Source organism: Nostoc sp., assembly GCF_036919615.1.
Classification (GTDB): domain Bacteria; phylum Cyanobacteriota; class Cyanobacteriia; order Cyanobacteriales; family Nostocaceae; genus Nostoc.
The window spans coordinates 114070-135906 of the sequence record NZ_JBALCN010000088.1; the positions used below are offsets into that span (position 1 = coordinate 114070).

Here is a 21837-nt window from a genome sequence, read left to right on the forward strand (position 1 = left end):
ATTATAAAAAAAAGAGCAGTTGCATAATACAACTGCTCTAAAAATCTACTTAAATAGATATTTTCTACCTATCTACAGACCCCATGATTACGTCAACACTGCCGAGAATCACCACGATATCTGCAACCTTCATTCCGCGCAATAAATGTGGGACAATTTGGAGGTTGTTGAAATCTGCGGCGCGAATCTTCCACCGTAAGGGGAAGACGTTATCATCGCCAACCAAATAAATTCCCAATTCACCTTTGCCACTTTCTACACGAGAGTAGATTTCACCCTTGGGAATCTTAAAAGTAGGAGAAACTTTTTTGCCGATGAATTGATAATCAAATGCGTCCCACTCTGATTTTTTACCTGCGGCTAAACGCTTGGCTTCCAGATTTTCGTAAGGGCCGCCAGGAAGTCCTTTAATTGCTTGGCGAATAATCTTCACAGATTCGCGCATTTCCCGCATCCGCACCACGTAACGGGCAAAGCAATCACCGGCGGTTTCCCACTGCACGTCCCAGTCAAAGTCATCGTAGCATTCGTAATGGTCAACTTTCCGCAAATCCCATTTCACGCCAGATGCGCGTAACATTGGACCAGAAAGTCCCCAGTTAATTGCTTCTTCACGGGTGACAGTACCAATACCCTCAACACGTCGCCGGAAGATGGGGTTATCGGTTACTAAGCGTTCGTACTCGTCAACTTTGGGTACTAAGTGGTCACAGAATTCCAAACACTTATCTACCCAACCATAGGGCAAATCGGCTGCTACTCCACCAATGCGGAAGTAGTTGTTATTTACCATCCGATAACCTGTAGCGGCTTCCCACAAATCATAAATCATCTCCCGTTCTCGGAACTGGTAGAAGAAGGGAGTTTGAGCGCCCACGTCAGCGAGGAAGGGGCCAAACCACAGCAAGTGGTTAGCGATGCGGTTCAACTCCAGCATGATGACGCGGATGTAGCTAGCACGTTTGGGGACAGCGACACCTGCAAGCTTTTCTGGGGCGTTGACAGTGACGGCTTCGTTGAACATTCCCGCAGCGTAGTCCCACCGACTAACGTAAGGGACGTACATTACATTAGTGCGGTTCTCAGCAATTTTTTCCATTCCCCGGTGCAGGTAGCCGATGACCGGTTCACAGTCAACGACATCCTCGCCATCCAGAGTCATGATTAGCCGCAGAACCCCGTGCATTGAGGGGTGGTGTGGCCCCATGTTTAGCACCATCGGTTCAGTGCGGGTTTCTAGTCTGGTCATAGATTTCGTGTTCTCCTGTTGTGTTCGTGTAGCGTGCTGAAGGCAAAATTTTGAATTGAACCGCCAAAATGCCAACCAGGCCTGATTAATCTAGTCTGCCAAGCCAAAATTAAGCTTGCAGGAGCAATACTTTTAGGAAAACTACCTTTAGGGCGTCTAGATGTATTGCCCATACAGAGATATGTTGGAGAGGGAGTGACAGAGGAGGGATTTTACTTGATGTTTCATTTTGTTGCACTTCTTCAATTATTATATGGAAGCTCGATATCAGGGACTTGAGGTGCAAGATTTTTCTCACATTCCCGTTTTGGGTCGGGAGGTAATTGAAGGTTTGGCGATGCATCCGGGTGGGCATTATTTAGATGTGACGGTAGGCGGTGGTGGTCACAGTCGCCTGATCTTAGAAGCTGCGGCGGATGTGCGAATAACGGCAGTTGACCAGGATGAGGAGGCTTTAGCAGCGGCTAGGAAAGAATTGGCAGAGTTTGGCGATCGCATACAATTTATTTATAACAATTTTGCAAACTACGAGTTTACCCCTAACACTTTCGATGGTATCTTAGCCGATTTGGGGGTGAGTTCTTACCATTTAGATCAGCCGGAACGGGGTTTCAGCTTTCGCCAAGCTGCGAATTTGGATATGCGAATGGATCGAGGGCGATCGCTAACTGCTGCTGATGTGATCAATAATTGGGATGAAGCGGAATTAGCAGATATTTTCTTTAAGTACGGTGAAGAGAGATTATCGCGGCGCATTGCTAGACGCATTGTCGAACGGCGGCCGTTGCACACGACTGTTGAATTGGCTGAAGCGATCGCTTCTTCTGTTCCTCCAAAATACCGTTATGGGAGAATTCATCCCGCTACCCGTGTTTTTCAAGCTCTGCGAATTGTCGTCAACGATGAGTTAAAATCCCTAGAAACCTTTTTGGATAAAGCACCAAATGCGCTTGTCCCTGGTGGCAGAATTGCGATTATCAGTTTTCACAGTCTGGAAGACCGCCCGGTGAAGCATGGTTTAAGAAATTCACCTCTGTTAAAGGTCTTGACAAAAAAGCCGATTATTGCACAAGAAGAGGAAATTCAGAGGAATCCGCGATCGCGATCGGCCAAACTGAGGATAGCCCAAAAGCTGCTGTAACTGCAATGAATGCAGCCTTAAACTGCTCCATCTCGTGGCTCAGAACTGCTGCGAATATGCTCAATGAACTTAGGATAATTTTCTAAATCCTGTTCTGACTGTAACAGTGGCATTTCAATTCAATGACCTTCAACATGCAGCTTATCCACATAAGCGTAGAAGGCTTCCTGATCTTCCCGATGAGTAAGAACGTAATTATGTAACTCTTTCTGACTCATTGCATGAAAATTAGGCTTGCTCATCCTATGTATCTCTATTTACCGTTAGGGTATATCTGATAAAAGGGAAATGGTGTTGTGGTACATTACTCTACCCATCCTTGAGAATGCATTTTCCTCTACTCGCTCTTGACTTTACCTAGTGAAAAGAAATCTGACAGCCTGATTTTTAAAGCAGAAATTACCAGGATGACAGTTTTCCAAACATTATTAAGGTTAACCAGCAAACGAGGATAGTCTTTGTGTAGCATCTCCCAATTCACTTCATACAAATCCCCTAGCCATTCTTCACGTCGTTCTGGGGGGAAGAGGTAAGCAATTGGGGAAGCTATCCACCTACTAGCCCAAGTTTCAGCAGGATCAGATTTTTTATACTTACGTAATCTTTTCTTTAATTTGGAGAGCTTCTCTAAATTTTCTACTGAGTCTTCTAAATCGTTCAGCACTTTCTGAACTATCAACTCTTCCACAACTTTGATAACTTCCTCTGATTTTAAAGATGTTATGGCCTCCAAGTGTTGTGTCTTGAGTTGAATTTCTTTTATAGTAAATTCCCAATCGTTATTTTCAATTTCTGTACCTGCTGTTCCACTAACTGGGCTGCCAAGTAAGTAGGTTAGAGCGGAAAGATTGGACGGCTTCGAGAGTCGCAACGCCGCTACCTGTAAGTTTGTAATAGCGCCGTCTTGCTCCACCTCGTTCTTCACGCCCTTCATCTCCCCAGCGGGATTCGACAAGCCCTTTCTTTTCCAGAGAATGGAGAACGGGGTAAAGGGTGCCAATCCCCATTTTAGTATTACCGCCGCTAGCCTCTTCCATAGCCTGCGGAATTTGCAGACCATAGAGTTCTTTGTTGTAGAGTGCAAGCAATACGATTTCTTCTCGTGGTGAAACTTGGGCATTGGTTGAACCTTTATTAAATATTTGGGTATGTTTGTGTATCATGTTGTAGCAAATCTCCTAGATATATTTAGACATTTCTCGTTGTTACGACCCCTGTTATGGGGCAACAAGCCTACTCGCTGTTACGACTCCTGTAACGGGGCAGCGGGACTTTTATCTTAAATTAAGTATATCTTATAAATTTGATAATTGCTGTCAAACATCTATGCAGCTTGGGCAAGCCGTACTTGCTGCCAACACTTTAAAACTTGCAGAGCAATTCCTTTTGAGAAATGATATCAACTCCGCTCAAACAACGATCTGTTAACCTAGCGCTGTTGAAAAGTTAAAACAGAGTAGATGGAAATTAGCAATCTGTTTACAGCAGGTGGCGTGGTCATCTGACCTCTGCTGGGGTTCTCCTTGTTAGCGGTGGCGCTGATTCTCAAACGTATCAGCTTTTAGGCAAGGATAAATAATCGCCAAAACAAGCTGGTGCAAGAGGTGTTACAGCTTTATCACCTTAATAATGTAGTTGGTGCTTTAGATAAATTGCAGAAAAATGATGAAGCGGAAGTGGGTAATTGTAAATTAGTAATCAGTAATTGGGATTAGTTTACTAGTTGTTACCGATTTTGCTCATGATTTTCGACTTTAATAGTATTCTAAAATGACGAATAGCCTTTTTCGCTAAAGTTTTTAAGGGAATACTCTATGACTATTTGGGTAAATGAGCAAATTGATCCGTCTGGAATGATTCATGCCTGTATTGCTACTTATAATGAATCTCAAGCCAAAGATTGTCATGATTCCTTTGAGAATAATTTGACCGAGACGCAAAAGGCAGCAGGTTGGGTAGCGCAATTGCGGACAGTCGATTCTTGGGATGAAGTGCCAGTGAATTCTTTAAAACTTAATTAATTGGGTGCTATGAAAAGTAGGCTGTATAGCTTAACCATTTCCAAGCAAACACGATTACCTTTGTTTTTTCTGCTTGCCTTTGGCGAAAGTCCGAGGCGCTTTACCTCACCAGATGGCTGTTTAGTCCTGCTTTACTGACAGTTTGACCATTTTGGTTTGAGATGCAAATCGTCTGAGATGGAGGTCATTTTTTGAGATTTTGATCGAACATATTTCAAGAGTGTAGGCGTAGCCCGCCATAGGCATCGCTTGTCTACCACACGCTGCACCTATGCCAATACCTACAGCGATCGCAGCAAATCCCATTAGAACAGGTTAATGAAGGATAAAATTCGGATTAAAATTATCAAATTATTAACAACTGCTTTCAAAAAAAGTAATATATTAGAGAAAATTGATAATTTTTTGGAACTTTTAAGAGTTATCATCTATACCGTAGATTAAATTAAAAAACTTGCCAAAACCGAATCAATTTAGTGAACTATCCCAGAGTTTACACTTCGGAGCAAGCCTGTCCCATTAATTTAGTTGACGAAAGGGGACAAGCGGTTCAAATTTCAATTCACGCTCCCAGTCAATATATCTGTGCCAATTGCGAACGGATATTACCAGATTGGAAACAGCAGCCATTTTTACGAGTAGTGATTGTCTTACAGCAATCGCGTTATCAACTAGTCGAAAAGACAGCAGAAGTAGAGACAGAAAAAGAACGCCTACGAGAAAAGTTTATGAGATTTGGCTGCGATTTGGCATTTAAACTGCGCGATTGCGGCTATTTAACAGACCTAATCGACCCTCGTACAGGCTATCCTTTACTGTCTCATCCTGGAGCAATTCCCCACGACGACACAGCAGCAGTCAAAGCTTTACTCAACTATCCAGTCATTAAAAATAGCTGCCGTGTGCTAGTGCATCCCGACTGGGGTGCAGCAGTTTATCCTAGCATCTTGATATCAGAAGCTCCCCCAATTGCGATCGAATGGGTTACAAAAGGTATAGCAGCCATGCATGGGTGGAAAGAAATTGATTATTAATTGGGCGTTGGATCGCTCTCCTTTCTATTTGCGTTATTCTTTCAGAATTAATCTGACGGTTGTCAGTTTTGAAGCTAATCAAATTTACAAGTAGATTCTGGTTTTACAGGACATATTTTGGAAGCGATCGGGTTATTTTTAATATTAAGAATATCCAGTTTTTTCAGAGCAGATAAAAGCTTGATATTGCTGACTTCATTTGAGTAGAGGTAGAGAGAAGTCAAATTAGTTAGAGAAGACAAAGGCTTGATATCGCTGATTTTATTTGAGTAGAGGTAGAGAGAAGTCAAATTAGTCAGAGAAGACAAAGGCTTGATATCGCCGATTTTATTTGAGCCGAGGGAGAGATAAGTCAAATTATTTAGATTGAATAAAGGCTTGATATCGCTGATTTTATTTAAGTCGAGGTAGAGAGCAGTCAAATTAGCCAGAGCAGACAAATACTTAATATCGCTGATTTCATTTGAGCTAAGGTCGAGAAAATTCAAATTAGTCAGAGAAGACAAAGGCTTGATATCACTGATTTTATTTGAGTTGAGCAAGAGTTGAGTCAAATTAGTCAGATTGGACAAAGGCTTGATATCCCTGATTTCATTTGCAAAAAGGTCGAGTTCAGTCAAATTAGTCAAATTGAAAAAAGGCTCGATATCCTTGATTTCATTTGATTTCAGGTAAAGAGAAGTCAAATTAGTCAGATTGGACAAAGGCTTGATATCCCTGATTTTATTTGAGTTAAGGTCGAGAATAGTCAAATTAGTTAGAGTGGACAAAGGCTTAATATCGCTGATTTTATTTGCGGCGAGGTTGAAAATAGTCAAATTAGTCAGATTAGACAAAGGCTTGATATCCGTGATTTCATTTGCGTATAAGGAGAATTTAGTCAAATTAGTTAGAGTGGACAAAGGCTTGATATCACTAATTTTATTTGCGGCGATGGAGAGACAAGTCAAATTAGTCAGATTGGACAAAGGCTTGATATCGCTGATTTTATTGAAATTGAGGGAGAGATAAATCAAATTAGTTAGAGTGGATAAGGGCTTGATATCACTGATTTCATTTAAGTCGAGGTTGAGAAAAGTCAAATTAGTCAGCTTTTGGTTAGCCTGCTTGCAATTTTGAGTATGGGCTTTTTCTAACAGTACCTCAATAGTATGTTTTGTCTCTGGAGGTAAAGTTGATTTCTGCTTACACCAATCTGTAAAGCTTTTGAGAGTTGCCAGAGGAGCAGCAATGGTCTGTGTGGTGTAAAATTCCAAAGTAAAAGTAAATATTGTTGCGATGCTTGATGTAAATTTCATTGCATAATATTATACTATTTAATTATGCAATTATACTAAACAAAAATTATCCAAAATTGGTATAAAAAATTAATTTAAATAAAAATAAAATCAGCTATTTTTCGGTTTACGCAATTTCTGAGAACCAATTGGGCCGAGAATTTGGTTAAGGTCACGCAACTGTTCAGCTGTACCCATCCCAATTAGCCGATCGCCCGGCATTAAAACCGTATCGCCAGTGGGGCCACCGATTAAAGTCCCATCAAGGCGGCGAATTGCCAGAACTAATGCCCCAGATTGCGATCGCAATCTCGCCTTTTGTAAAGTTTGACCGACAAAAGGACAAAAAGCTGGGTCGAGTAAAAATTCTTCCATATACAATTGACGGTCTGCACCTGTCAAAATACCGTCTACAAAGTCCAATACTTGGGGTCTGAGAGCCGCAGCAGCCATGCGCTTGCCCCCAGTAATATAGGGGGATATCACTTCATCTGCACCACCGCGTTGTAACTTCTGCAAAGCTTCTTCTGTACTTGCGCGGGCGATCGCTCGAATTCCCGTATTCAGTGTTTTTGCTGATAAAACAACATATAAATTTTCGGCATCTGAAGGAAGTGCTGCAACGATACAAGTCGCTCTTTCAATACCAACTTTTAGGAGTGTATCATCTAATGTAGCGTCACCTTGGTATGCCGTGTAACCTTCCATCTGCGCCCTTTGTATAGATTCCATCTCCGAATCAATCACCACAAAAAGTACACCTTCTGCCTGAAATTCCTTGGCAATTTGACGACCAGTCCGACTAAATCCACAGATGATGTAATGTTCTGATAGAGATTCCATTAACCGCCTCTGCTGCTGTAGCCGAATTCCTTCTTGAAAGTAGCCTTGAATGATCGCTTCTGTAAATCTATTGACAATGTAACCGATATTCACTACACCCAACAAAATCAGGGCAATTGTAAACAATCGTCCTCGGCTACCCATTGGGTGGATCTCTCCATATCCCACAGTCGCTAAAGTGATGACTGTCATGTAAGCCGCGTCTTCCCATGACCAGCCCTCCACTAACCAGTACCACAAAGTGCCAATGACGAAAACACCGCCGAGAGCGATCGCCCCAGCCATTAACTCTTTTTGGATACGTTGATATTTTTGCTCAAGTGTTGAAAATGACGTAAAAATAATATTTTTAGCCTACTTTTTTGAGTTTTCTACTAACTTTATACCATTCGTCCTCTTTAGTACATTTAAACTACAAGTTATCTAAACTAATAGTCCAAACTCAGTACTCCTAAGACTTAAAAATATTCATCTTTAACTTTACATGAGGCTCTAATGTCCAGAAGCATATTTTGGAGAGAGTGTTGGTATTGCTTCTTCCATTAATTTATTAATTTTACTGATCATACAAGTCTAAGGGAATTATCAAAAAAACTGTATTAAAAAATACGGTTTTTTTGGTAACAATCAGCTATCAAAGGTCACCAGAGCGATAGCGCGGAGCACGCACCGTAGGTGATATCTCTACAAGACGCTTTGCGTAGTAAGATCCCCGTAGGGGTACGCTAACGCAGAATTTTTCGGGCTACTGGCATTGTTCTAGTACTGATGAATCACCATACTGTACTGTGTAGATAGTAGCTGCAAGGTAGATAACTGGAGATGATTGCTGCTGTTGTTCGACCTCTGAATTTGGTAATTGGTTTGCTGCTATGTTGTTGTTTCTTGCTTACAAGCTGTCACCCGACACAGATGAAAAGCAAAGCATCTCAGGTAGCTCAATTAGTTCTAGTTTCGCTAAATGACCCGACTACTTTTAACTTTGCGATTAATGATTCTCCATACAGTGTTTTTTCTTTAATTTACAAGGGATTGATCGATGAGAATGTTATAACTACTAAGTTGGAGCCGGCACTGGCAGAATCTTGGTCAATATCTGCTGATCAAAAGCGAATTATTTTTACCTTAAAAACAGGGTTGAAATGGTCAGATGGTGAACCTCTCACAGCAGATGATGTAGTCTTTACCTATCGAGACATTTATCTGAATAAAAAAATTCCCACTTTATATAGAGATTTTTTGCGTATTGGCAACACAGAAACTTTCCCGTCAGTGCAGAAACTAGATGATCTGCGAGTTGAGTTTACTTTTGTGGAACCTTTTGCCCCTTTTTTGAGATACGCTGAAAAACTAGCAATTTTGCCAGCTCATGCCTTGCGTGCTTCTGTACTATCCAATGATGCCAATGGTAATCCTCAGTTTCTCTCAATGTGGGGAACCAATACCGATCCGCAAAAAATCATCTGCAATGGGCCTTACCAAATAGAAAGCTATACTCCTGCTGAACGGGTAATTTTACGACGCAACCCCTATTACTGGCGCAAAGATGTTCAAAGAAATCCTCAGCCTTATATTCAACGAATTGTCTGGCAAATTATTTCTTCTACAGAAAATCAGTTAGTGAGATTTCGCTCAGGGGAACTGGATACTTTGAATGTGACACCAGCAGTATTTGGGTTACTCAAGAAAGAGGAAAAGCGAGGAAAATTCATTATTTACAATGGTGGGCCGACTGAGGGTTTTAGCCTTATGGGTTTTAATCTCAACCGAGCTATTAATTCCAAAGGTAAGCCTTTTATAGACCCGATCAAATCTCGGTGGTTTAATAACTTAGTTTTTAGGCAAGCAGTTGCCTATGCCATTGATCGCAACCGAATTAAAACTAATATCTATCGCGGTTTAGGTGAAATACAACATTCGCCAATTGCTGTTCAAAGTCCCTATTACTTGTCCCCAGCAGCAGGGTTAAAAGTTTATGATTATAATCCCCAGAGAGCTAGGCAGATGTTGTTAGAGGCTGGTTTTAAGTACAACTCCCAAAAAGAACTGTTAGACCAAGATGGAAATCGGGTACAATTCAATCTTTTAGTGAAATCAGAAGAGCAATCAAGAATCGATGCCGCAGTTCAAATCCAACAAGACCTCAGTCAAATTGGTATCAAAGCAGATATGCAGGTAGTCAGTTTTAACATAGTATTGCAAAAGCTACTCTCTCGTCGAGATTGGGATTGTTATGTCGGTGCGTTTGGTGTTCCCGGTGCAGATGTTGAACCTAATCTTCTATCTTTATTTTGGACTAGTCAAGGCTCATTTCATCAGTTTAACCAAGGTGCTCTACCAGGAAAACCCCCATTGCAAGGATGGGTAGTTTCTGAATGGGAGAAAGAAATTGACAGTCTTTTCCGCGCCGGATTTAAAGAACTAGATCAGAGCAAGCGTAAGGCGATTTATGACAGATTTCAGCAAATCGTTGCAGAACAGTTGCCCATATTCTGCCTTGTGAATCCAATCTCGTTTGAGGCGGTGCGTGAACGTGTCAATCCCATCAAGTTTTCTGCCTTGGGGCAAACTTTTTGGAATATTGATGAACTGAAAATCACAGAAAAATAATTCCAATCACAGATTTAAGGCATCATAACTAATATCATGTCCGCTTGATTACTTATTAAACCTGAAGAACCCCAAAGAGTCAAAGCGTAGCTTTGTCTCCTTTAAGAGCAGGCTCTTAGGGGATTAAGGAGAGCCAGCGCTGACTAAAAGTCTCCCCAAGTGAAGCATCTGACGTGTGGGGTACAACGACTGTGGGAATCATAACTAATTACCCAGACTTGATATAATTCATCATTCGTATAGATCACCCTCAATAACTTCCAACTCTCTTAGTACAGTTTTCCGAAAAGCGTAGCGTTTTTAATGCATCCCGACGCATTAACATTGTATCGGCATGTATTGGCATTGTAAGGGGATGCATTAACAATGCCGCCGACGCATTGGCATTGCAAGGGGACGCATTAACAATGCATCCCGATACATTGGCATTGCAAGGGATTGCCAAATTTAATTTGCTACGAATTAATGAAATGCTATACTTAGCTCCGTTGGAGTTTTCCCGCACACAGCAAGGGGAATTTCCTCATGTGTCTTAGCGCCATCAAAACCGCAGACTAGCGACGAGTCAGGCTTGAACATCAGTGAAAAAACCCCTGGACTGGACTCTACCCAAAACTTGCGATGCCTACGACGGGCTGCACCTACGCAAACTACCTATTACTCAAGTGTTGAGTACAAAGTTTTTTTTCACCACCGCCAAGCGTTTGAGGTTATATAAGCGTTAGCCTAAAAGGAAGTACAAGTTGTACTAAATAAAAAGTATTTTTTAGGGATTTCTAGGAAACTAGTAAATAACTATATAATGAAAAACTTTCAGGAGGAGCGGTAGTGAGCCTACAAACTCTCGTTGACCAAGCCACCATCCCCCCAGATTCAGGGTCAGCATCCAGTCCCTTTGATGCAGATAGCTTTAATGAAGCTGTCATGTCTACCTACGCCCGGTTTCCTTTAGCCCTAGAACGGGGCGCTGGATGCCGGGTTTGGGATACACAGGGGCGAGAATATCTGGACTTTGTAGCTGGAATTGCCACTTGTACTTTAGGACACGCCCACCCAGCTATGGTAGAAGCGGTGACACGCCAAATCCAGAAGCTGCACCATGTCTCTAATTTGTACTACATTCCTGAGCAAGGTGAATTGGCAAAATGGATTGTTGATCATTCCTGTGCCGATCGCGTATTTTTCTGCAACTCTGGAGCTGAAGCTAACGAAGCCGCAATTAAACTGGCGCGCAAATATGCCCATACAGTATTAGACATTGAAAAACCGATTATTCTAACCGCCAATGCCAGTTTCCACGGACGGACTTTGGCGATGATTACCGCTACCGGACAACCGAAGTATCAAAAGTACTTTGATCCCTTGGTTCCTGGGTTCCACTACGTAAATTACAACGATATTAACGCTGTGGAAGTGGCAATTAGCGAGTTGGATGAAGGCGATTATCGGGTAGCAGCAATTCTGATTGAGCCATTGCAGGGAGAAGGCGGTGTGCGTCCAGGAGATGTTGCCTATTTCAAAAAGCTCCGGCAGATTTGCGACGAAACTGGCATTTTATTGATTTTTGATGAAGTGCAAGTTGGTATGGGGCGTAGTGGCAAATTATGGAGTTATGAACATCTCGGCGTTGAACCGGATATCTTCACCAGTGCCAAAGGCTTAGGTGGCGGTATCCCCATCGGCGCAATGATGAGCAAGAAATTCTGCGATGTTTTTCAACCAGGGGAACACGCCAGTACTTTTGGCGGAAATCCTTTTGTGTGTGGTGTAGCACTCAGTGTTTGCCAGACATTAGAGCGGGAAAATATTTTGCAGAATGTCCAAGACAGGGGTGAACAATTGCGATCTGGATTGAGGGCGATCGCAGCAAAATATCCTCAGCAGGTTGGCGAAGTTCGGGGATGGGGTTTAATCAACGGTTTGGAGTTGCAAGCCGACATTGGGTTAACCGCAGCCGATGTCGTCAATGCTGCCATCAACGAGGGTGTATTGCTCGTACCAGCCGGGCCAAAAGTAGTCCGGTTTGTGCCACCGCTGATTGTCACAGAGGCGGAAGTAAACACTGCCTTGGAAGCTGTAGAAAAGGCGATGTCTAACGACAAGCCGTAGAACGTCTACGCGATTCTCACCAAATAGAATATTGTTTGAGACGTTGCAATGCAACGTCTCAAATTCATTCTGGGGAAATTTCCCGATAAGCTTGCCGACACTGTTCATAATTGTCAGGCAAAATCTCAGCATTACCAAAACATAATTGCTCGTGAGTGGTAATTAAAGTTTCATAAGGCTGTATGGGAGTCACAGATGATCGCAGCAATTGCAGATATTCTCCATCTGTACGGCTGAGTTTGTGGGGTGCGATGGTGTTTTGATGCAACTGCTGCAACATCGCTAAATAAACACAACGGCAAGCCTCACGGTAGTTCCCCTGATGATAAAATTCTTGCGATCGCTCTAACAAAAGGGCTATGGATGACTCACTAGAGCGATTTTTTCCGCGAAAATCAGTGAGATTGCCACTTCTATTCAGCCAAGAATATACATAAGGACTGAATTCTCTCCATAATCGCCAACCCACCCAAGCTATCAATAAGGCTATTACCAGCCAAAACAGGAATTTCAGCAACTGGCCTAGCCAAGGACTAATCGACCATCCAGTAGGCAATTCGGGCATTGCCTGTTGAAAGCGGTAAAACTGGTATTCCCACCATTCTCCCGCTTGTTGTTGGAATTGAGACAACTGCCAACTCCAACTAGTTTTTTCAAAAGTATCTGTAGGCATAGGTAGGGAGTGGAGAGTGGGGGGAGCAGAGGAGGCAGGGAAGTAAGAATTTTAGATTTTAGATTTTGGATTAAAGAATTGAAATTTAATCTAAAAGACGCTCTCTACGAGACGCGCAAGGGACGCAGACTCTCGTAGAGAAGCCATGCCGCAGGCTTTACGCTACGCTCTCCTCAATTCTATTATCCAAAATTGAATTGCCCAATGCCCCATGCCCCATGACTATTGACTCTTGACTACTGACTCTTTTTTTATCACTATCGAGCCGATAACAATAAGTAGCGCACCGAATGCAAGAAATCCTAGATCCCAAATTAACTGATTTGGGCCTGGTTTCACATGATGGATACCGAGAATTTGGTGGTCAATTAAACCTTCAACAAAGTCAAACAACCCAGTTCCAATCAGTATTGACCCAATAAAGGTTTGTGATGACCAAGGAACATCATCACGCCCTCCTGCACGCCATAGCAATATAAGTCCTACCACGGTGAATACCCAATCCAAGGCATGAAATAATCCATCCCATACCATGTTCAAATCTATATTCGCCGTGTTTGTCAGAGGTCGAATGCTACTGAGCATATGATGCCACTGGAGGAGTTGATGCAGCAAAATTCCATCCAGAAATCCTCCAAGACCCACACCAAGACAAATACCAGCACTAATTAGCGGTGCGCGTCGGTAGAAGGTTTCACTTTTTGCCTCCATTGTCAACCTCATAGATAGGCTTTCTTACCAAAATACAACATCTTTTGGAAGAAAAATCTTCTATCTTCAGGCAAGTACGATCATTCAACTTAAATTAATAATTTACAAATTTAATCTGCATACCCGCTTTCACTGGGTCGAAATCATCAGGAAAATGGGTGCTGTGATCGTAATCTGCTTTTTTCAGGTTCGCTCCTTTGAGTTCAGCTTGGCGCAGATTCGCTGACATCAATAATGCTCCCCTAAGATCAGTATCCTTGAGATTAGCTTGACTTAGATCAGCAAAGCTCAGGTCAGCTCCTTTCAAATTAGCGCTACTCAGGTTAGCCTCACTCAAGTCAGCATAGCTGAGGTCAGATCCTTTTAAGTTAATGCCTTGCAAATCAGCATTACCCAGTTCTGCTTTACTAAAGTCCCGTTTTCCTGTTGCATAACTCTCCACAAGAGTAGCAGCATGATTTATAGGTTGTTGAGAATTGGCTTCAGGCATATAACAGCCTCACAGGTTATCTCATTATAACTTTCATACTAAAGATAAAAATTCTCCCACTTCATCCTTCCTAAATGTAATACATCAGTTCCTTGTGCTTGCGGATTGATCTTCGCTCACAAAGGTCTTGGAGTGTATATTTTTCCAACACAGAGTTAGCAGCCTGGCGTGCTTCCTGCCAGACTTCCTGAATTAGCTCACCTTCTACCGTATTGGGAGTCGGCTCACAATTAGAGACAACAATATCTGACCCTTCCATGCAGCTAAAAGCATCAAACACTGTAATTTTACTAGGGTCTCGTGCCAAAACATAGCCACCTTTGGCTCCGCGTATACTCTTAATTAAACCTCCACGCCTTAATGTTGCCAAGAGCTGTTCCAAATAGCGGTTCGGTATGTCTTGCAATGCTGCTATCTCTCGAATTTGCAGGGCATCACCGTTAGGGTAGCAGGTTGCCAACTCTAACAGGGCTAGAAGTGCGTATTCTGATTTGTTAGAGATTACCACAGGTGTAATATTTTAAACTCATATTTAAACATACAAAGTCTTTGATTTCGTTTCCCTAAGCTACTGCTAAGAAAAACTTTACAATCAACTTATTGTTGACCGACTAACTCCACTTTAAAGACCTTCTAGGATAGAAGCAATTACTTTTATTTTTAAATTTGATAAATAAAAATGATTGATTTGCCAACGAGACGCAATTCTTGGGGAGGCTCCGCCAACGCGTTCGCATAGCATTCCGTTGGTGCAGCGTCTCGTAGAGAAGGAAAAGCGCTTTTCTCTACGAGACGCTGCGCCTTGGCGGTTCAATAGTTTTCACAGCTGATTTAGGATTGCTATATGCAAATTAGATGTGTTTTAGCTTAACGTTTTAGCCCCAAGCATTAAACAATCCGGTTGACAATTGTCCACACTTCCCCATCAGAGCGGACATAGGGAACGGAGATTGTCTTGAACCCAGTAATGAAGGGCTTGTAATAAATCTGCCAATACATTGGACTGAGTTGATTGGCACAAGCCTTCAGAAATCGGACTTCTGCCGCCAATTCACCTGCTAGTTGATTAATGCGTTGAGCATGAACCTGAGCGACTTCTTTAGCTTCTTCTAGCTGCTGCTGTTGGGTAAGTTGTTTTGATTCAACTTGCCAACGCACTAACTTACCTTGTTTTTGTTTTATCTGGACTTCTAGGGCTGCGATCGCCGCATCTATGCCTTGGAGTTCAACTGATAATTGAGCATTTTCCCTGGCTTGACGGCGGTACGCTTCAACCATTGCCTGGGGTGAATCATTCTCGGCAGAGATTACATTATTAATAGTGAGTGCAGCGCGTTCTTCTAGGAGAATCTGAATTTGAGAGTTAAGCGCCGCCATTTCATCCTGAATTTGCTCCATAAATCGAGTTTTAAGTGCTGAGTAAAATAGTCATCTGATTTTTTAAAAGCTTTTTGCGCCTTGGGTATCGAGAGAAAGCGATCGCACCTCGGCTGTAATTCCTTCTTCTTGCCAAGCAGCTAACATCGCCGCCTCCACAGCCTCTGAGTCTAACTTATCCGCCAAAGCTAACAGTGTCGGCCCCGCACCACTAATCACCATACCATAAGCACCAGCACTAACAGCTGCGATGTTGACAGCATCGTAACCAGGAATCAAAGGTTTGCGATAGGGCTGATGCAACTTATCTTGCAAAGCTGTCTTTAACCATTGTCTGTTACCAGTTTCCAAGCCGCGCAACAATAACCCCAAATGTGCCGTATTGAAAATCGCATCCGCACGACTCACCTGAGTTGGGAGAACGCCCCGCGCTTTTGAAGTGGAAAGTTCAAAATTAGGAATAGCCACAACTAGTACAACATCTTGATGCCAGGGAACATCACAAATTTCCCAAGCTGCGCCACTGGTAGCAGCCAGACGACATCCTCCCAACAAAGCTGGAACTACATTATCAGGATGTCCTTCCATTGCGATCGCTAACTCCATCACCTGCGACTGACTCATAGTAGCACCCTCAAGTTGATTAGCAGCAACCAACCCACCAACAATTGCTGTCGCCGAACTACCCAAACCCCTTGCCAATGGGACACCTAACTTAATCTCTATTTTCACAGTTGGCGGTGTCTGCTCTATATGTTGATAGAACTTGACAAACGCTTGGTAGAGGAGATTGCTCTGATCAGTTTGGACTCGTTCAGCTTCCGTACCAGTGACATGAATAGTTAGCCCACCCTCTTCTAGGCGAGTGAACTTGAACTCGTTGTACAGCTTTAAAGCTGCACCGATGCAATCAAAACCAGGCCCCAAATTCGCAGTTGTGGCGGGAACGGTAACAGTTATAGCAGAAACAACAGACATTGGCAAAACTCACTAATCATCAACCAGCATCCCATGTAAAGGGTTGATTTGTTTATTAATGATGTGGTAGTTTGCATACCCATCTGAGTGTTTACATTTTATTAATATATTTTTTTACCTAATGATTGAAAAATAATGTTATTACTCGATTATATATTATTGACTATTTATATTAACTAATTTAATAAATGGAATATTTAAAGCGCTTTCTTGAGTATGCTCCTGAGGCGTATAATGCTATTCGTGATGCTGACGATGTAGCAGAGATTGCACATAACACCGGATGGGCGGAGTTTCGCATTCAACGGATCAAAAAACATTTATTTTATGATGAACACCAGTTGGATTACGATCTCGGATTTAACCGCTTTAGTCCTGATCCAGATATAGCAGATGCCTGGATTAGGTTACAGGGAGGTAATTTTAACTCTGAAGATTTGAGATTACTAGAACATGAATACTTTGAGTTGAGGTTTGAAGGCATTTTCCATACTGACTACCGTACAGATCATGACGCTACTGAATGCTCTGGTCGTTTCTGGAGTCCCTCAGTAACATGAGCAGAACTCAAATACGTTAAAACTAAAGTATCCAACTTTTAAAGACCACATTAATCTATTATGGCTTTTTATGTATTGATTCTAAAAGAAAAGGAGGATGAGACCGGCGTTACTTACCGCTTTGGCCTACATGAAGATCGTCTCGGTTCTTTATGGATAGATAAATTGAGTGGAGAAATTAAGGAACTTCAAGAAACCCCAGAGCAAAACTCGCAGGCATTTTTTCAACGAGCAGCAGTAAAGGTTTGGCAACATTGGAAAAAAGGATCTTTTCCAGAAAAAACATCTTGGGCATCCTGAGAATAATAGAGCATTGATAGCCTACCCATAGTGAGCGGCTATCAATGCTCTATTATTCCTCAGAAATATATTTAGCTTTGGCTCTTTTTCACAAGTCTATTGGTCAAAAAGCTTACTTCAAAGTTCCCAAAACGGGCGCTATCTCAACCTCTGAAATTTGCGGAACCAAGAATCCATTAGCATAAATCTGGGGATTTGTTTGCGAGACTATGGCATAAGACTGGCGAAGATTAGCATTGACTGCAACAGTCTTCACGTCGTACATCTGCATCGCCATCTTGGGATAGAAACCAATACCAATAATCATCAGTAGAAAACAGGCAGCGATAAATACCTCACGCGGTCTAGCATCGTCGTAGACTGCATCCTCTGGCACGAGGCAGTCTGTACCAAAACAAACTGTTCCGTCATCTTCTTGATTTTCCGAGCCTGCATTATTAATGTCGCAGATGAGTGCTGCACCTTGACCATAAAATACCTCTCGCAGCATGGAAAGTAGATAAATAGGTGTGAGGATGACTCCAACTGCGGCGAGAAAAACCGTGACGGTGCAGAAAGTTGAGCTGTAAACATCACTGCTTGTCAGACCAACAAATACCGAGAGTTCGCCAGCAAAGCCGCTCATACCGGGAAGTGCCAGGGATGCCATTGCTCCGATTGTAAACAGGGCAAAGACTTTGGGCATGGCTTGACCAATACCGCCCATATCTTTCATCACCATTGTATGGCTGCGATCGTAAGTAACGCCTGCTAAGAAGAACAGCACCGATGCAATCAAACCATGTGAAATCATTTGCAACATCGCGCCGTTGATTCCCAAATCAGTGAAGGACGCAATCCCAAGTAGTACAAACCCCATGTGAGAAATCGACGAATAAGCCAAACGCCGCTTCATATTGGTCTGAGCAAAGGAATTTAATGCACCATAGATAATGTTGACAACACCCAGAATGGCTAAAACGGGCGCAAAGTAAATGTGTGCATCGGGGAGTAGTTCAAGATTCAGGCGAATTAGTCCATATCCGCCCATCTTCAGCAATACACCAGCCAGAATCATTGACACAGGAGAGGATGCTTCGCTGTGAGCATCAGGCAACCAAGTATGCATCGGGAAAACAGCAAGCTTGACACCAAATGCAATCAGCAACCCTGCATAAAGTAGCAGTTGTAGACCAAGGGGATATTCCTTCTTGGCGAGGGCGGTTATGTCAAATGTCATGTTACCGCCGCCGTATAGCCCCATTGCCAGGGCTGCCACCAAAATAAATATAGAAGCCGCTGCGGTATACAACAAAAATTTCGTAGCCGCATAACGACGCCTTTGCCCACCCCAAATGCAGACTAGTAGGTAGACGGGAATCAGCTCTACTTCCCACATAATGAAAAATAGCAGCAAGTCTTTGGCAACAAACACCCCAACCTGTGCGGAATACAGCACCAGCATCAAAAAATAGAAGAGGCGGGGTCGGTGTGAAACTTGCCAGGCCGAAAAAATCGAGAGTGTGGTGACAAATCCTGCTAGAAGCACAAGTGGTACTGAAAGTCCATCGACTGATACCGCCCAGTTCAAACCTAACTGAGGTACCCAGGCATAATTCTCCACGAGTTGAAAACTAGCACTGCTGGCATCGTAATGCTTCCAAAAGGCGTAGCACATCAAGGCAAAGTCTGTCATACCTACACCCAGTGCATACCACCGCACGCGCTTGCCATCTTTATCAGGCAGCACAGGGATGAGCAAGGCAGCAACGAGTGGCAGCAAGACAATCGCGGTAAGCCAGGGAAATTGATCCGCTATCATGTATATGAGAAAAAATACTTATTTGTTTGTCAATTATGTCATTTTACTAACCTGTGTAACAATTTCTTCATAAATCTTTGTCCCAAGTAACTGATTTGACCGAAAAACGATTACCAATAAGTACACTCACGGTATTAATCCAGCCCGCAAAGCACGGACAGCAGCCTGTGTACGGTCAGCAACACAGAGTTTATTGAGAATACCTCGAACATGAGTTTTTACAGTACCGACTGTTAGATAGAGCCTTTTAGCAATTTCTGCATTGTCACACCCAGCGACAATCAACTCTAAAACATCCATCTCCCGATGAGTTAAAGGATAACTGACTATACTTTTCTCAACATCTGGGTCAATACCTTCAATCAAGACTCTTTTTCCAGATGCCCCTCTGCTACCATCGGGAAAATCTTGACGTATTTGCTGTAGTATAAGATCTGCGATCGCTGGATCGATCCATGAACTACCTGCATAGGTTGTTTGCACAGCCTCCACTAGTTTCTCAGTTTCGATATCCTTCATGCAATAAGAATCTGCACCTGCTGCAAAAGCTGCTAAAACTGCCTGTTCACTATTCTGCATTGTTAAAATTAGCAGCTTTGTTGTATAATCTTCATTCTCTGCTTGATATTGCCTAAATGTCCGTGTTAGCTCAATACCATCCATATCAGGCAAACCAATGTCAATAGTAGCAACATCAGGCTTAAGACTTTTCAGAAGGTTGATGCCGTCGGCTGCATTGGCTGCTTCACCAACAATGTTTAACTCTGGCTGGGTTTGCAACGCAGCCCGTAAACCGATTCTCGTAAGGTTGTGATCTTCAATCACGAGGATCTTGATTTCACTCATAGTTGCTTAACTTTACTGTTATTTATCTAAAGTACAGATTAAAATAATCTCGTTCTTGTATTCGGGATCTTATACAAAAAACAATGTATTTGGTATTGTTGCTTGAACTTCATCCACCATTAGACATAAATAACTTGATATTATAAGTTTTTCTAAAGCAATTTCGATATGACAAGATAATTCAATCAAAAAATATTTTTATACATTCACCTGAGGATAGATGTTTTATGGTAAAAATCTTTCATTCAAAATCCGCTAGCAAGCAAGAGTGGGTGACTATTAAATAGTTGCCCTCGTAGTGGCTAAGATGATCTACACAAAATGGACTAGACTACCTCACCCTAGCACCCAAATATAGATATTGGTTGGATAATCAGACGGCTAAGATACTTGATAAACAATGTTATTTAATTAAGATACTTTTGAAAAATCTAAGTGTAATTACTTATAAAACTTAAGATATTTAATTCAGTAAACTTTAAAGGAAAATGTGACTCATTAATACTCTTAGCGTTGGTAAAGTAAGCTATTACTAGATTTGCTAGGGATAGCCAAGCACTTCTTTTTTTTATTTAGCCATGTCTTTAACTAAAACTGTCAAAAAAGATAAAATTCTCGTTGTCGATGATGTTTTTGACAATTTACTGGTCTTAGAAGCAGTCCTAGAAGATAAAAACTATGAGATTGACTTGGTGGAAGATAGCAAAATTGCTCTGGCTATGGTTGAGCAGTCACCGCCAGATTTAATTCTCTTAGATGTGATGATGCCGGAGATAGATGGTTATGAATTTACTCGACGCATCCGACGGAATCAGGCGTTGCCATTTATCCCCATTCTGCTGCTCACGGCTCACTATGAGTCTAGCGTTGTTGAAGGACTCGATGCTGGTGCAGATGACTTCATTCGTAAACCATTCGATCCTGATGAACTACATGCACGAGTGCGATCGCTCCTGCGTCTCAAGCATAGTATAGACGAACGAGATCAGATGGCTAACCTCCGGGCAGATTTTGTCTCCCGTTTTACTCATGATTTACGTATACCACTGGTAGCCTCCAACCGCGTCTTAAAATTATTGTTGTCAGGCAGGTTTTGTGAAGTTTCGCCACAATTGCAAGAAATAATTGATACCATGATTGGCAGTAATCAAGACCTGCTAGAAATGGTAAATACCTTGCTAGAAGTTTATCGTCATGAAGCGGGCTGTAAAACCTTAAAGATATTTCCCTGTAATATTCAGGAATTAGTTAGTGAAGTTACCCAAGAATTAACTCCCTTAGCTGAAGAAAAAGGATTAGCTGTAAACATTGATATAGGTGAAACTGCAAGCACCGTCATGGGCGATCGCGTCGAACTGCGGCGAGTTTTGACAAATATCATCGGCAATGCCATCAAATTTACAGACAAAGGTTCTGTAGATATTCACTGCTATCTCACTCCGGTAGCCGTGACTATTGATATCCAAGATACAGGGCCGGGAATTTCTAAACAAGACCAGGCAATATTATTCGAGCGATTTCGCCAAGGTAAACACCAGCGTTCTGGTAGTGGTTTGGGACTATATCTATCTCGCTGTATTATCGAAGCACATCAAGGTACAATCGATGTCATATCTGAACCAGGGCAGGGTAGTAAATTTACTATACATCTACCTGTAGCTGCTGAAAAATAAAAGTAGGGATAGGTAGACAAAAAATTATTAGTGATCAATTTCTGGAACAATATCGGGACGCTCTTTATCTTCCCAACCTACAGTACTTTTGGAATTGTACCAGGCAATTGATCCTATGAAAAAATCAGTGATAGCTTGAGAAAA

General features: G+C 42.2%; 24 protein-coding genes and 1 pseudogene. 10 read left to right on the forward strand and 15 right to left on the reverse strand.

The annotated features are described in order from the left end of the window. Positions 1 to 64: 64 nt before the first annotated feature. Positions 65 to 1249 carry an NAD(P)H-quinone oxidoreductase subunit H gene (locus V7K48_RS24620; protein WP_335076248.1) on the reverse strand — a complete coding sequence of 395 codons (1185 nt, stop codon included), beginning with the start codon at positions 1247 to 1249 and terminating at the stop codon, positions 65 to 67. 253 nt (positions 1250 to 1502) lie between these two features. Between V7K48_RS24620 and rsmH the strand changes: the two genes are divergently transcribed. Further along, complete coding sequence (gene rsmH, locus V7K48_RS24625) at positions 1503 to 2390, forward strand: 16S rRNA (cytosine(1402)-N(4))-methyltransferase RsmH (RefSeq protein WP_335076250.1); 888 nt, start codon at positions 1503 to 1505, stop codon at positions 2388 to 2390. A gap of 119 nt (positions 2391 to 2509) precedes the next feature. Here the strand turns inward: rsmH and V7K48_RS35145 are convergent, their stop codons facing one another. From V7K48_RS35145 to V7K48_RS24635, 3 genes are all read right to left on the reverse strand, one after another. Continuing rightward, entirely contained in the window at positions 2510 to 2632 is a 123-nt protein-coding gene (locus tag V7K48_RS35145) for a DUF6887 family protein (protein ID WP_442949467.1), read from the reverse strand. 95 nt (positions 2633 to 2727) lie between these two features. Next, on the reverse strand, positions 2728 to 3315 hold the full coding sequence (locus V7K48_RS24630; RefSeq protein WP_335076252.1) for a hypothetical protein: 588 nt from the start codon (positions 3313 to 3315) through the stop codon (positions 2728 to 2730). Beyond that, positions 3200 to 3553 (reverse strand): PadR family transcriptional regulator, encoded by a 354-nt coding sequence (locus tag V7K48_RS24635; RefSeq protein WP_335076254.1) that lies wholly within the window; start codon positions 3551 to 3553, stop codon positions 3200 to 3202. The genes V7K48_RS24630 and V7K48_RS24635 overlap by 116 nt, the downstream gene beginning before the upstream one ends. Positions 3554 to 4204: 651 nt before the next feature. Here V7K48_RS24635 and V7K48_RS24645 point away from each other — a divergent pair. Beyond that, positions 4205 to 4411: a glycogen debranching protein gene (locus V7K48_RS24645; RefSeq protein ID WP_335076256.1), complete on the forward strand. Its 207-nt coding sequence runs from the start codon at positions 4205 to 4207 to the stop codon at positions 4409 to 4411. A 476-nt stretch (positions 4412 to 4887) separates the two neighbouring features. Further along, on the forward strand, positions 4888 to 5445 hold the full coding sequence (locus tag V7K48_RS24650; RefSeq protein ID WP_335076258.1) for a methylmalonic aciduria and homocystinuria type D protein: 558 nt from the start codon (positions 4888 to 4890) through the stop codon (positions 5443 to 5445). Between the two features lie 74 nt (positions 5446 to 5519). On the opposite strand, the gene V7K48_RS24655 is transcribed toward V7K48_RS24650, so the two are convergent. After that, complete coding sequence (locus V7K48_RS24655; RefSeq protein WP_335076260.1) at positions 5520 to 6743, reverse strand: leucine-rich repeat domain-containing protein; 1224 nt, start codon at positions 6741 to 6743, stop codon at positions 5520 to 5522. A gap of 90 nt (positions 6744 to 6833) precedes the next feature. After that, positions 6834 to 7850 carry a potassium channel family protein gene (locus V7K48_RS24660; protein WP_335076262.1) on the reverse strand — a complete coding sequence of 339 codons (1017 nt, stop codon included), beginning with the start codon at positions 7848 to 7850 and terminating at the stop codon, positions 6834 to 6836. 537 nt (positions 7851 to 8387) lie between these two features. Here V7K48_RS24660 and V7K48_RS24665 point away from each other — a divergent pair. The 4 genes from V7K48_RS24665 to V7K48_RS24680 all read left to right on the forward strand — a co-directional run bounded on the left by V7K48_RS24665 (position 8388) and on the right by V7K48_RS24680 (position 12284). Then, a complete protein-coding gene (locus tag V7K48_RS24665) occupies positions 8388 to 10175 on the forward strand; it encodes an ABC transporter substrate-binding protein (RefSeq protein ID WP_442949468.1) in 1788 nt (595 codons plus the stop codon). A gap of 407 nt (positions 10176 to 10582) precedes the next feature. After that, the gene (locus tag V7K48_RS24670) at positions 10583 to 10711 is read left to right on the forward strand and encodes a hypothetical protein (protein WP_335076266.1); all 129 of its coding nucleotides are present in this window, start codon (positions 10583 to 10585) and stop codon (positions 10709 to 10711) included. 45 nt (positions 10712 to 10756) lie between these two features. Continuing rightward, on the forward strand, positions 10757 to 10900 hold the full coding sequence (locus V7K48_RS24675; RefSeq protein WP_335076268.1) for a hypothetical protein: 144 nt from the start codon (positions 10757 to 10759) through the stop codon (positions 10898 to 10900). A gap of 103 nt (positions 10901 to 11003) precedes the next feature. Further along, positions 11004 to 12284 carry an aspartate aminotransferase family protein gene (locus tag V7K48_RS24680; protein WP_335076270.1) on the forward strand — a complete coding sequence of 427 codons (1281 nt, stop codon included), beginning with the start codon at positions 11004 to 11006 and terminating at the stop codon, positions 12282 to 12284. 64 nt (positions 12285 to 12348) lie between these two features. Here the strand turns inward: V7K48_RS24680 and V7K48_RS24685 are convergent, their stop codons facing one another. The 6 genes from V7K48_RS24685 to thrB form a co-directional block, all read right to left on the reverse strand. Continuing rightward, the gene (locus V7K48_RS24685; RefSeq protein ID WP_335076272.1) at positions 12349 to 12957 is read right to left on the reverse strand and encodes a DUF4129 domain-containing protein; all 609 of its coding nucleotides are present in this window, start codon (positions 12955 to 12957) and stop codon (positions 12349 to 12351) included. 222 nt (positions 12958 to 13179) lie between these two features. After that, entirely contained in the window at positions 13180 to 13668 is a 489-nt protein-coding gene (locus V7K48_RS24690) for a DUF2243 domain-containing protein (RefSeq protein WP_335076418.1), read from the reverse strand. A gap of 94 nt (positions 13669 to 13762) precedes the next feature. Beyond that, entirely contained in the window at positions 13763 to 14158 is a 396-nt protein-coding gene (locus V7K48_RS24695; RefSeq protein ID WP_335076274.1) for a pentapeptide repeat-containing protein, read from the reverse strand. 70 nt (positions 14159 to 14228) lie between these two features. Then, the gene (locus V7K48_RS24700; RefSeq protein WP_335076276.1) at positions 14229 to 14666 is read right to left on the reverse strand and encodes an RrF2 family transcriptional regulator; all 438 of its coding nucleotides are present in this window, start codon (positions 14664 to 14666) and stop codon (positions 14229 to 14231) included. 380 nt (positions 14667 to 15046) lie between these two features. Next, on the reverse strand, positions 15047 to 15556 hold the full coding sequence (locus V7K48_RS24705; protein ID WP_335076278.1) for a hypothetical protein: 510 nt from the start codon (positions 15554 to 15556) through the stop codon (positions 15047 to 15049). A gap of 42 nt (positions 15557 to 15598) precedes the next feature. Continuing rightward, positions 15599 to 16513 (reverse strand): homoserine kinase, encoded by a 915-nt coding sequence (thrB, locus tag V7K48_RS24710; RefSeq protein ID WP_335076280.1) that lies wholly within the window; start codon positions 16511 to 16513, stop codon positions 15599 to 15601. A gap of 188 nt (positions 16514 to 16701) precedes the next feature. On the opposite strand from thrB, the gene V7K48_RS24715 reads away from it, so the two are divergent. Both V7K48_RS24715 and V7K48_RS24720 read left to right on the forward strand, forming a co-directional pair. Further along, positions 16702 to 17073, forward strand: coding sequence for a hypothetical protein (locus tag V7K48_RS24715; RefSeq protein WP_335076282.1), 372 nt, complete (start codon positions 16702 to 16704; stop codon positions 17071 to 17073). A 60-nt stretch (positions 17074 to 17133) separates the two neighbouring features. Then, positions 17134 to 17373 carry a hypothetical protein gene (locus V7K48_RS24720; RefSeq protein WP_335076284.1) on the forward strand — a complete coding sequence of 80 codons (240 nt, stop codon included), beginning with the start codon at positions 17134 to 17136 and terminating at the stop codon, positions 17371 to 17373. A 112-nt stretch (positions 17374 to 17485) separates the two neighbouring features. On the opposite strand, the gene V7K48_RS24725 is transcribed toward V7K48_RS24720, so the two are convergent. Together V7K48_RS24725 and V7K48_RS24730 are read right to left on the reverse strand one after the other, a co-directional pair. Beyond that, entirely contained in the window at positions 17486 to 19174 is a 1689-nt protein-coding gene (locus tag V7K48_RS24725) for an NAD(P)H-quinone oxidoreductase subunit 4 (RefSeq protein WP_335076286.1), read from the reverse strand. Between the two features lie 126 nt (positions 19175 to 19300). Further along, complete coding sequence (locus tag V7K48_RS24730; RefSeq protein WP_335076288.1) at positions 19301 to 20020, reverse strand: response regulator transcription factor; 720 nt, start codon at positions 20018 to 20020, stop codon at positions 19301 to 19303. 578 nt (positions 20021 to 20598) lie between these two features. Here V7K48_RS24730 and V7K48_RS24735 point away from each other — a divergent pair. Continuing rightward, on the forward strand, positions 20599 to 21693 hold the full coding sequence (locus V7K48_RS24735; RefSeq protein WP_335076290.1) for a hybrid sensor histidine kinase/response regulator: 1095 nt from the start codon (positions 20599 to 20601) through the stop codon (positions 21691 to 21693). A gap of 27 nt (positions 21694 to 21720) precedes the next feature. Here V7K48_RS24735 and psb35 read toward each other — a convergent pair. After that, positions 21721 to 21810: pseudogene (gene psb35, locus V7K48_RS35150) on the reverse strand (photosystem II assembly protein Psb35); the annotation flags it as partial. Between the last annotated feature and the right edge of the window lie 27 nt (positions 21811 to 21837).

What these genes read in the sequence shown, in the direction of transcription:
- V7K48_RS24730 (WP_335076288.1), bottom strand. Translation starts at nt 20,020, where the DNA reads ATGAGTGAAATCAAGATCCTCGTGATTGAAGATCACAACCTTACGAGA.
- V7K48_RS24705 (WP_335076278.1), bottom strand. Translation starts at nt 15,556, where the DNA reads ATGGAGCAAATTCAGGATGAAATGGCGGCGCTTAACTCTCAAATTCAG.
- V7K48_RS24655 (WP_335076260.1), bottom strand. Translation starts at nt 6,743, where the DNA reads ATGAAATTTACATCAAGCATCGCAACAATATTTACTTTTACTTTGGAA.
- V7K48_RS24720 (WP_335076284.1), top strand. Translation starts at nt 17,134, where the DNA reads ATGGCTTTTTATGTATTGATTCTAAAAGAAAAGGAGGATGAGACCGGC.
- rsmH (WP_335076250.1), top strand. Translation starts at nt 1,503, where the DNA reads ATGGAAGCTCGATATCAGGGACTTGAGGTGCAAGATTTTTCTCACATT.
- V7K48_RS24695 (WP_335076274.1), bottom strand. Translation starts at nt 14,158, where the DNA reads ATGCCTGAAGCCAATTCTCAACAACCTATAAATCATGCTGCTACTCTT.
- V7K48_RS24735 (WP_335076290.1), top strand. Translation starts at nt 20,599, where the DNA reads ATGTCTTTAACTAAAACTGTCAAAAAAGATAAAATTCTCGTTGTCGAT.
- V7K48_RS24670 (WP_335076266.1), top strand. Translation starts at nt 10,583, where the DNA reads ATGCATCCCGATACATTGGCATTGCAAGGGATTGCCAAATTTAATTTG.
- V7K48_RS24685 (WP_335076272.1), bottom strand. Translation starts at nt 12,957, where the DNA reads ATGCCTACAGATACTTTTGAAAAAACTAGTTGGAGTTGGCAGTTGTCT.
- V7K48_RS24660 (WP_335076262.1), bottom strand. Translation starts at nt 7,850, where the DNA reads ATGGCTGGGGCGATCGCTCTCGGCGGTGTTTTCGTCATTGGCACTTTG.
- V7K48_RS24645 (WP_335076256.1), top strand. Translation starts at nt 4,205, where the DNA reads ATGACTATTTGGGTAAATGAGCAAATTGATCCGTCTGGAATGATTCAT.
- thrB (WP_335076280.1), bottom strand. Translation starts at nt 16,513, where the DNA reads ATGTCTGTTGTTTCTGCTATAACTGTTACCGTTCCCGCCACAACTGCG.
- V7K48_RS24635 (WP_335076254.1), bottom strand. Translation starts at nt 3,553, where the DNA reads ATGATACACAAACATACCCAAATATTTAATAAAGGTTCAACCAATGCC.
- V7K48_RS24725 (WP_335076286.1), bottom strand. Translation starts at nt 19,174, where the DNA reads ATGATAGCGGATCAATTTCCCTGGCTTACCGCGATTGTCTTGCTGCCA.
- V7K48_RS24690 (WP_335076418.1), bottom strand. Translation starts at nt 13,668, where the DNA reads ATGGAGGCAAAAAGTGAAACCTTCTACCGACGCGCACCGCTAATTAGT.
- V7K48_RS35145 (WP_442949467.1), bottom strand. Translation starts at nt 2,632, where the DNA reads ATGAGCAAGCCTAATTTTCATGCAATGAGTCAGAAAGAGTTACATAAT.
- V7K48_RS24620 (WP_335076248.1), bottom strand. Translation starts at nt 1,249, where the DNA reads ATGACCAGACTAGAAACCCGCACTGAACCGATGGTGCTAAACATGGGG.
- V7K48_RS24665 (WP_442949468.1), top strand. Translation starts at nt 8,388, where the DNA reads ATGATTGCTGCTGTTGTTCGACCTCTGAATTTGGTAATTGGTTTGCTG.
- V7K48_RS24715 (WP_335076282.1), top strand. Translation starts at nt 16,702, where the DNA reads ATGGAATATTTAAAGCGCTTTCTTGAGTATGCTCCTGAGGCGTATAAT.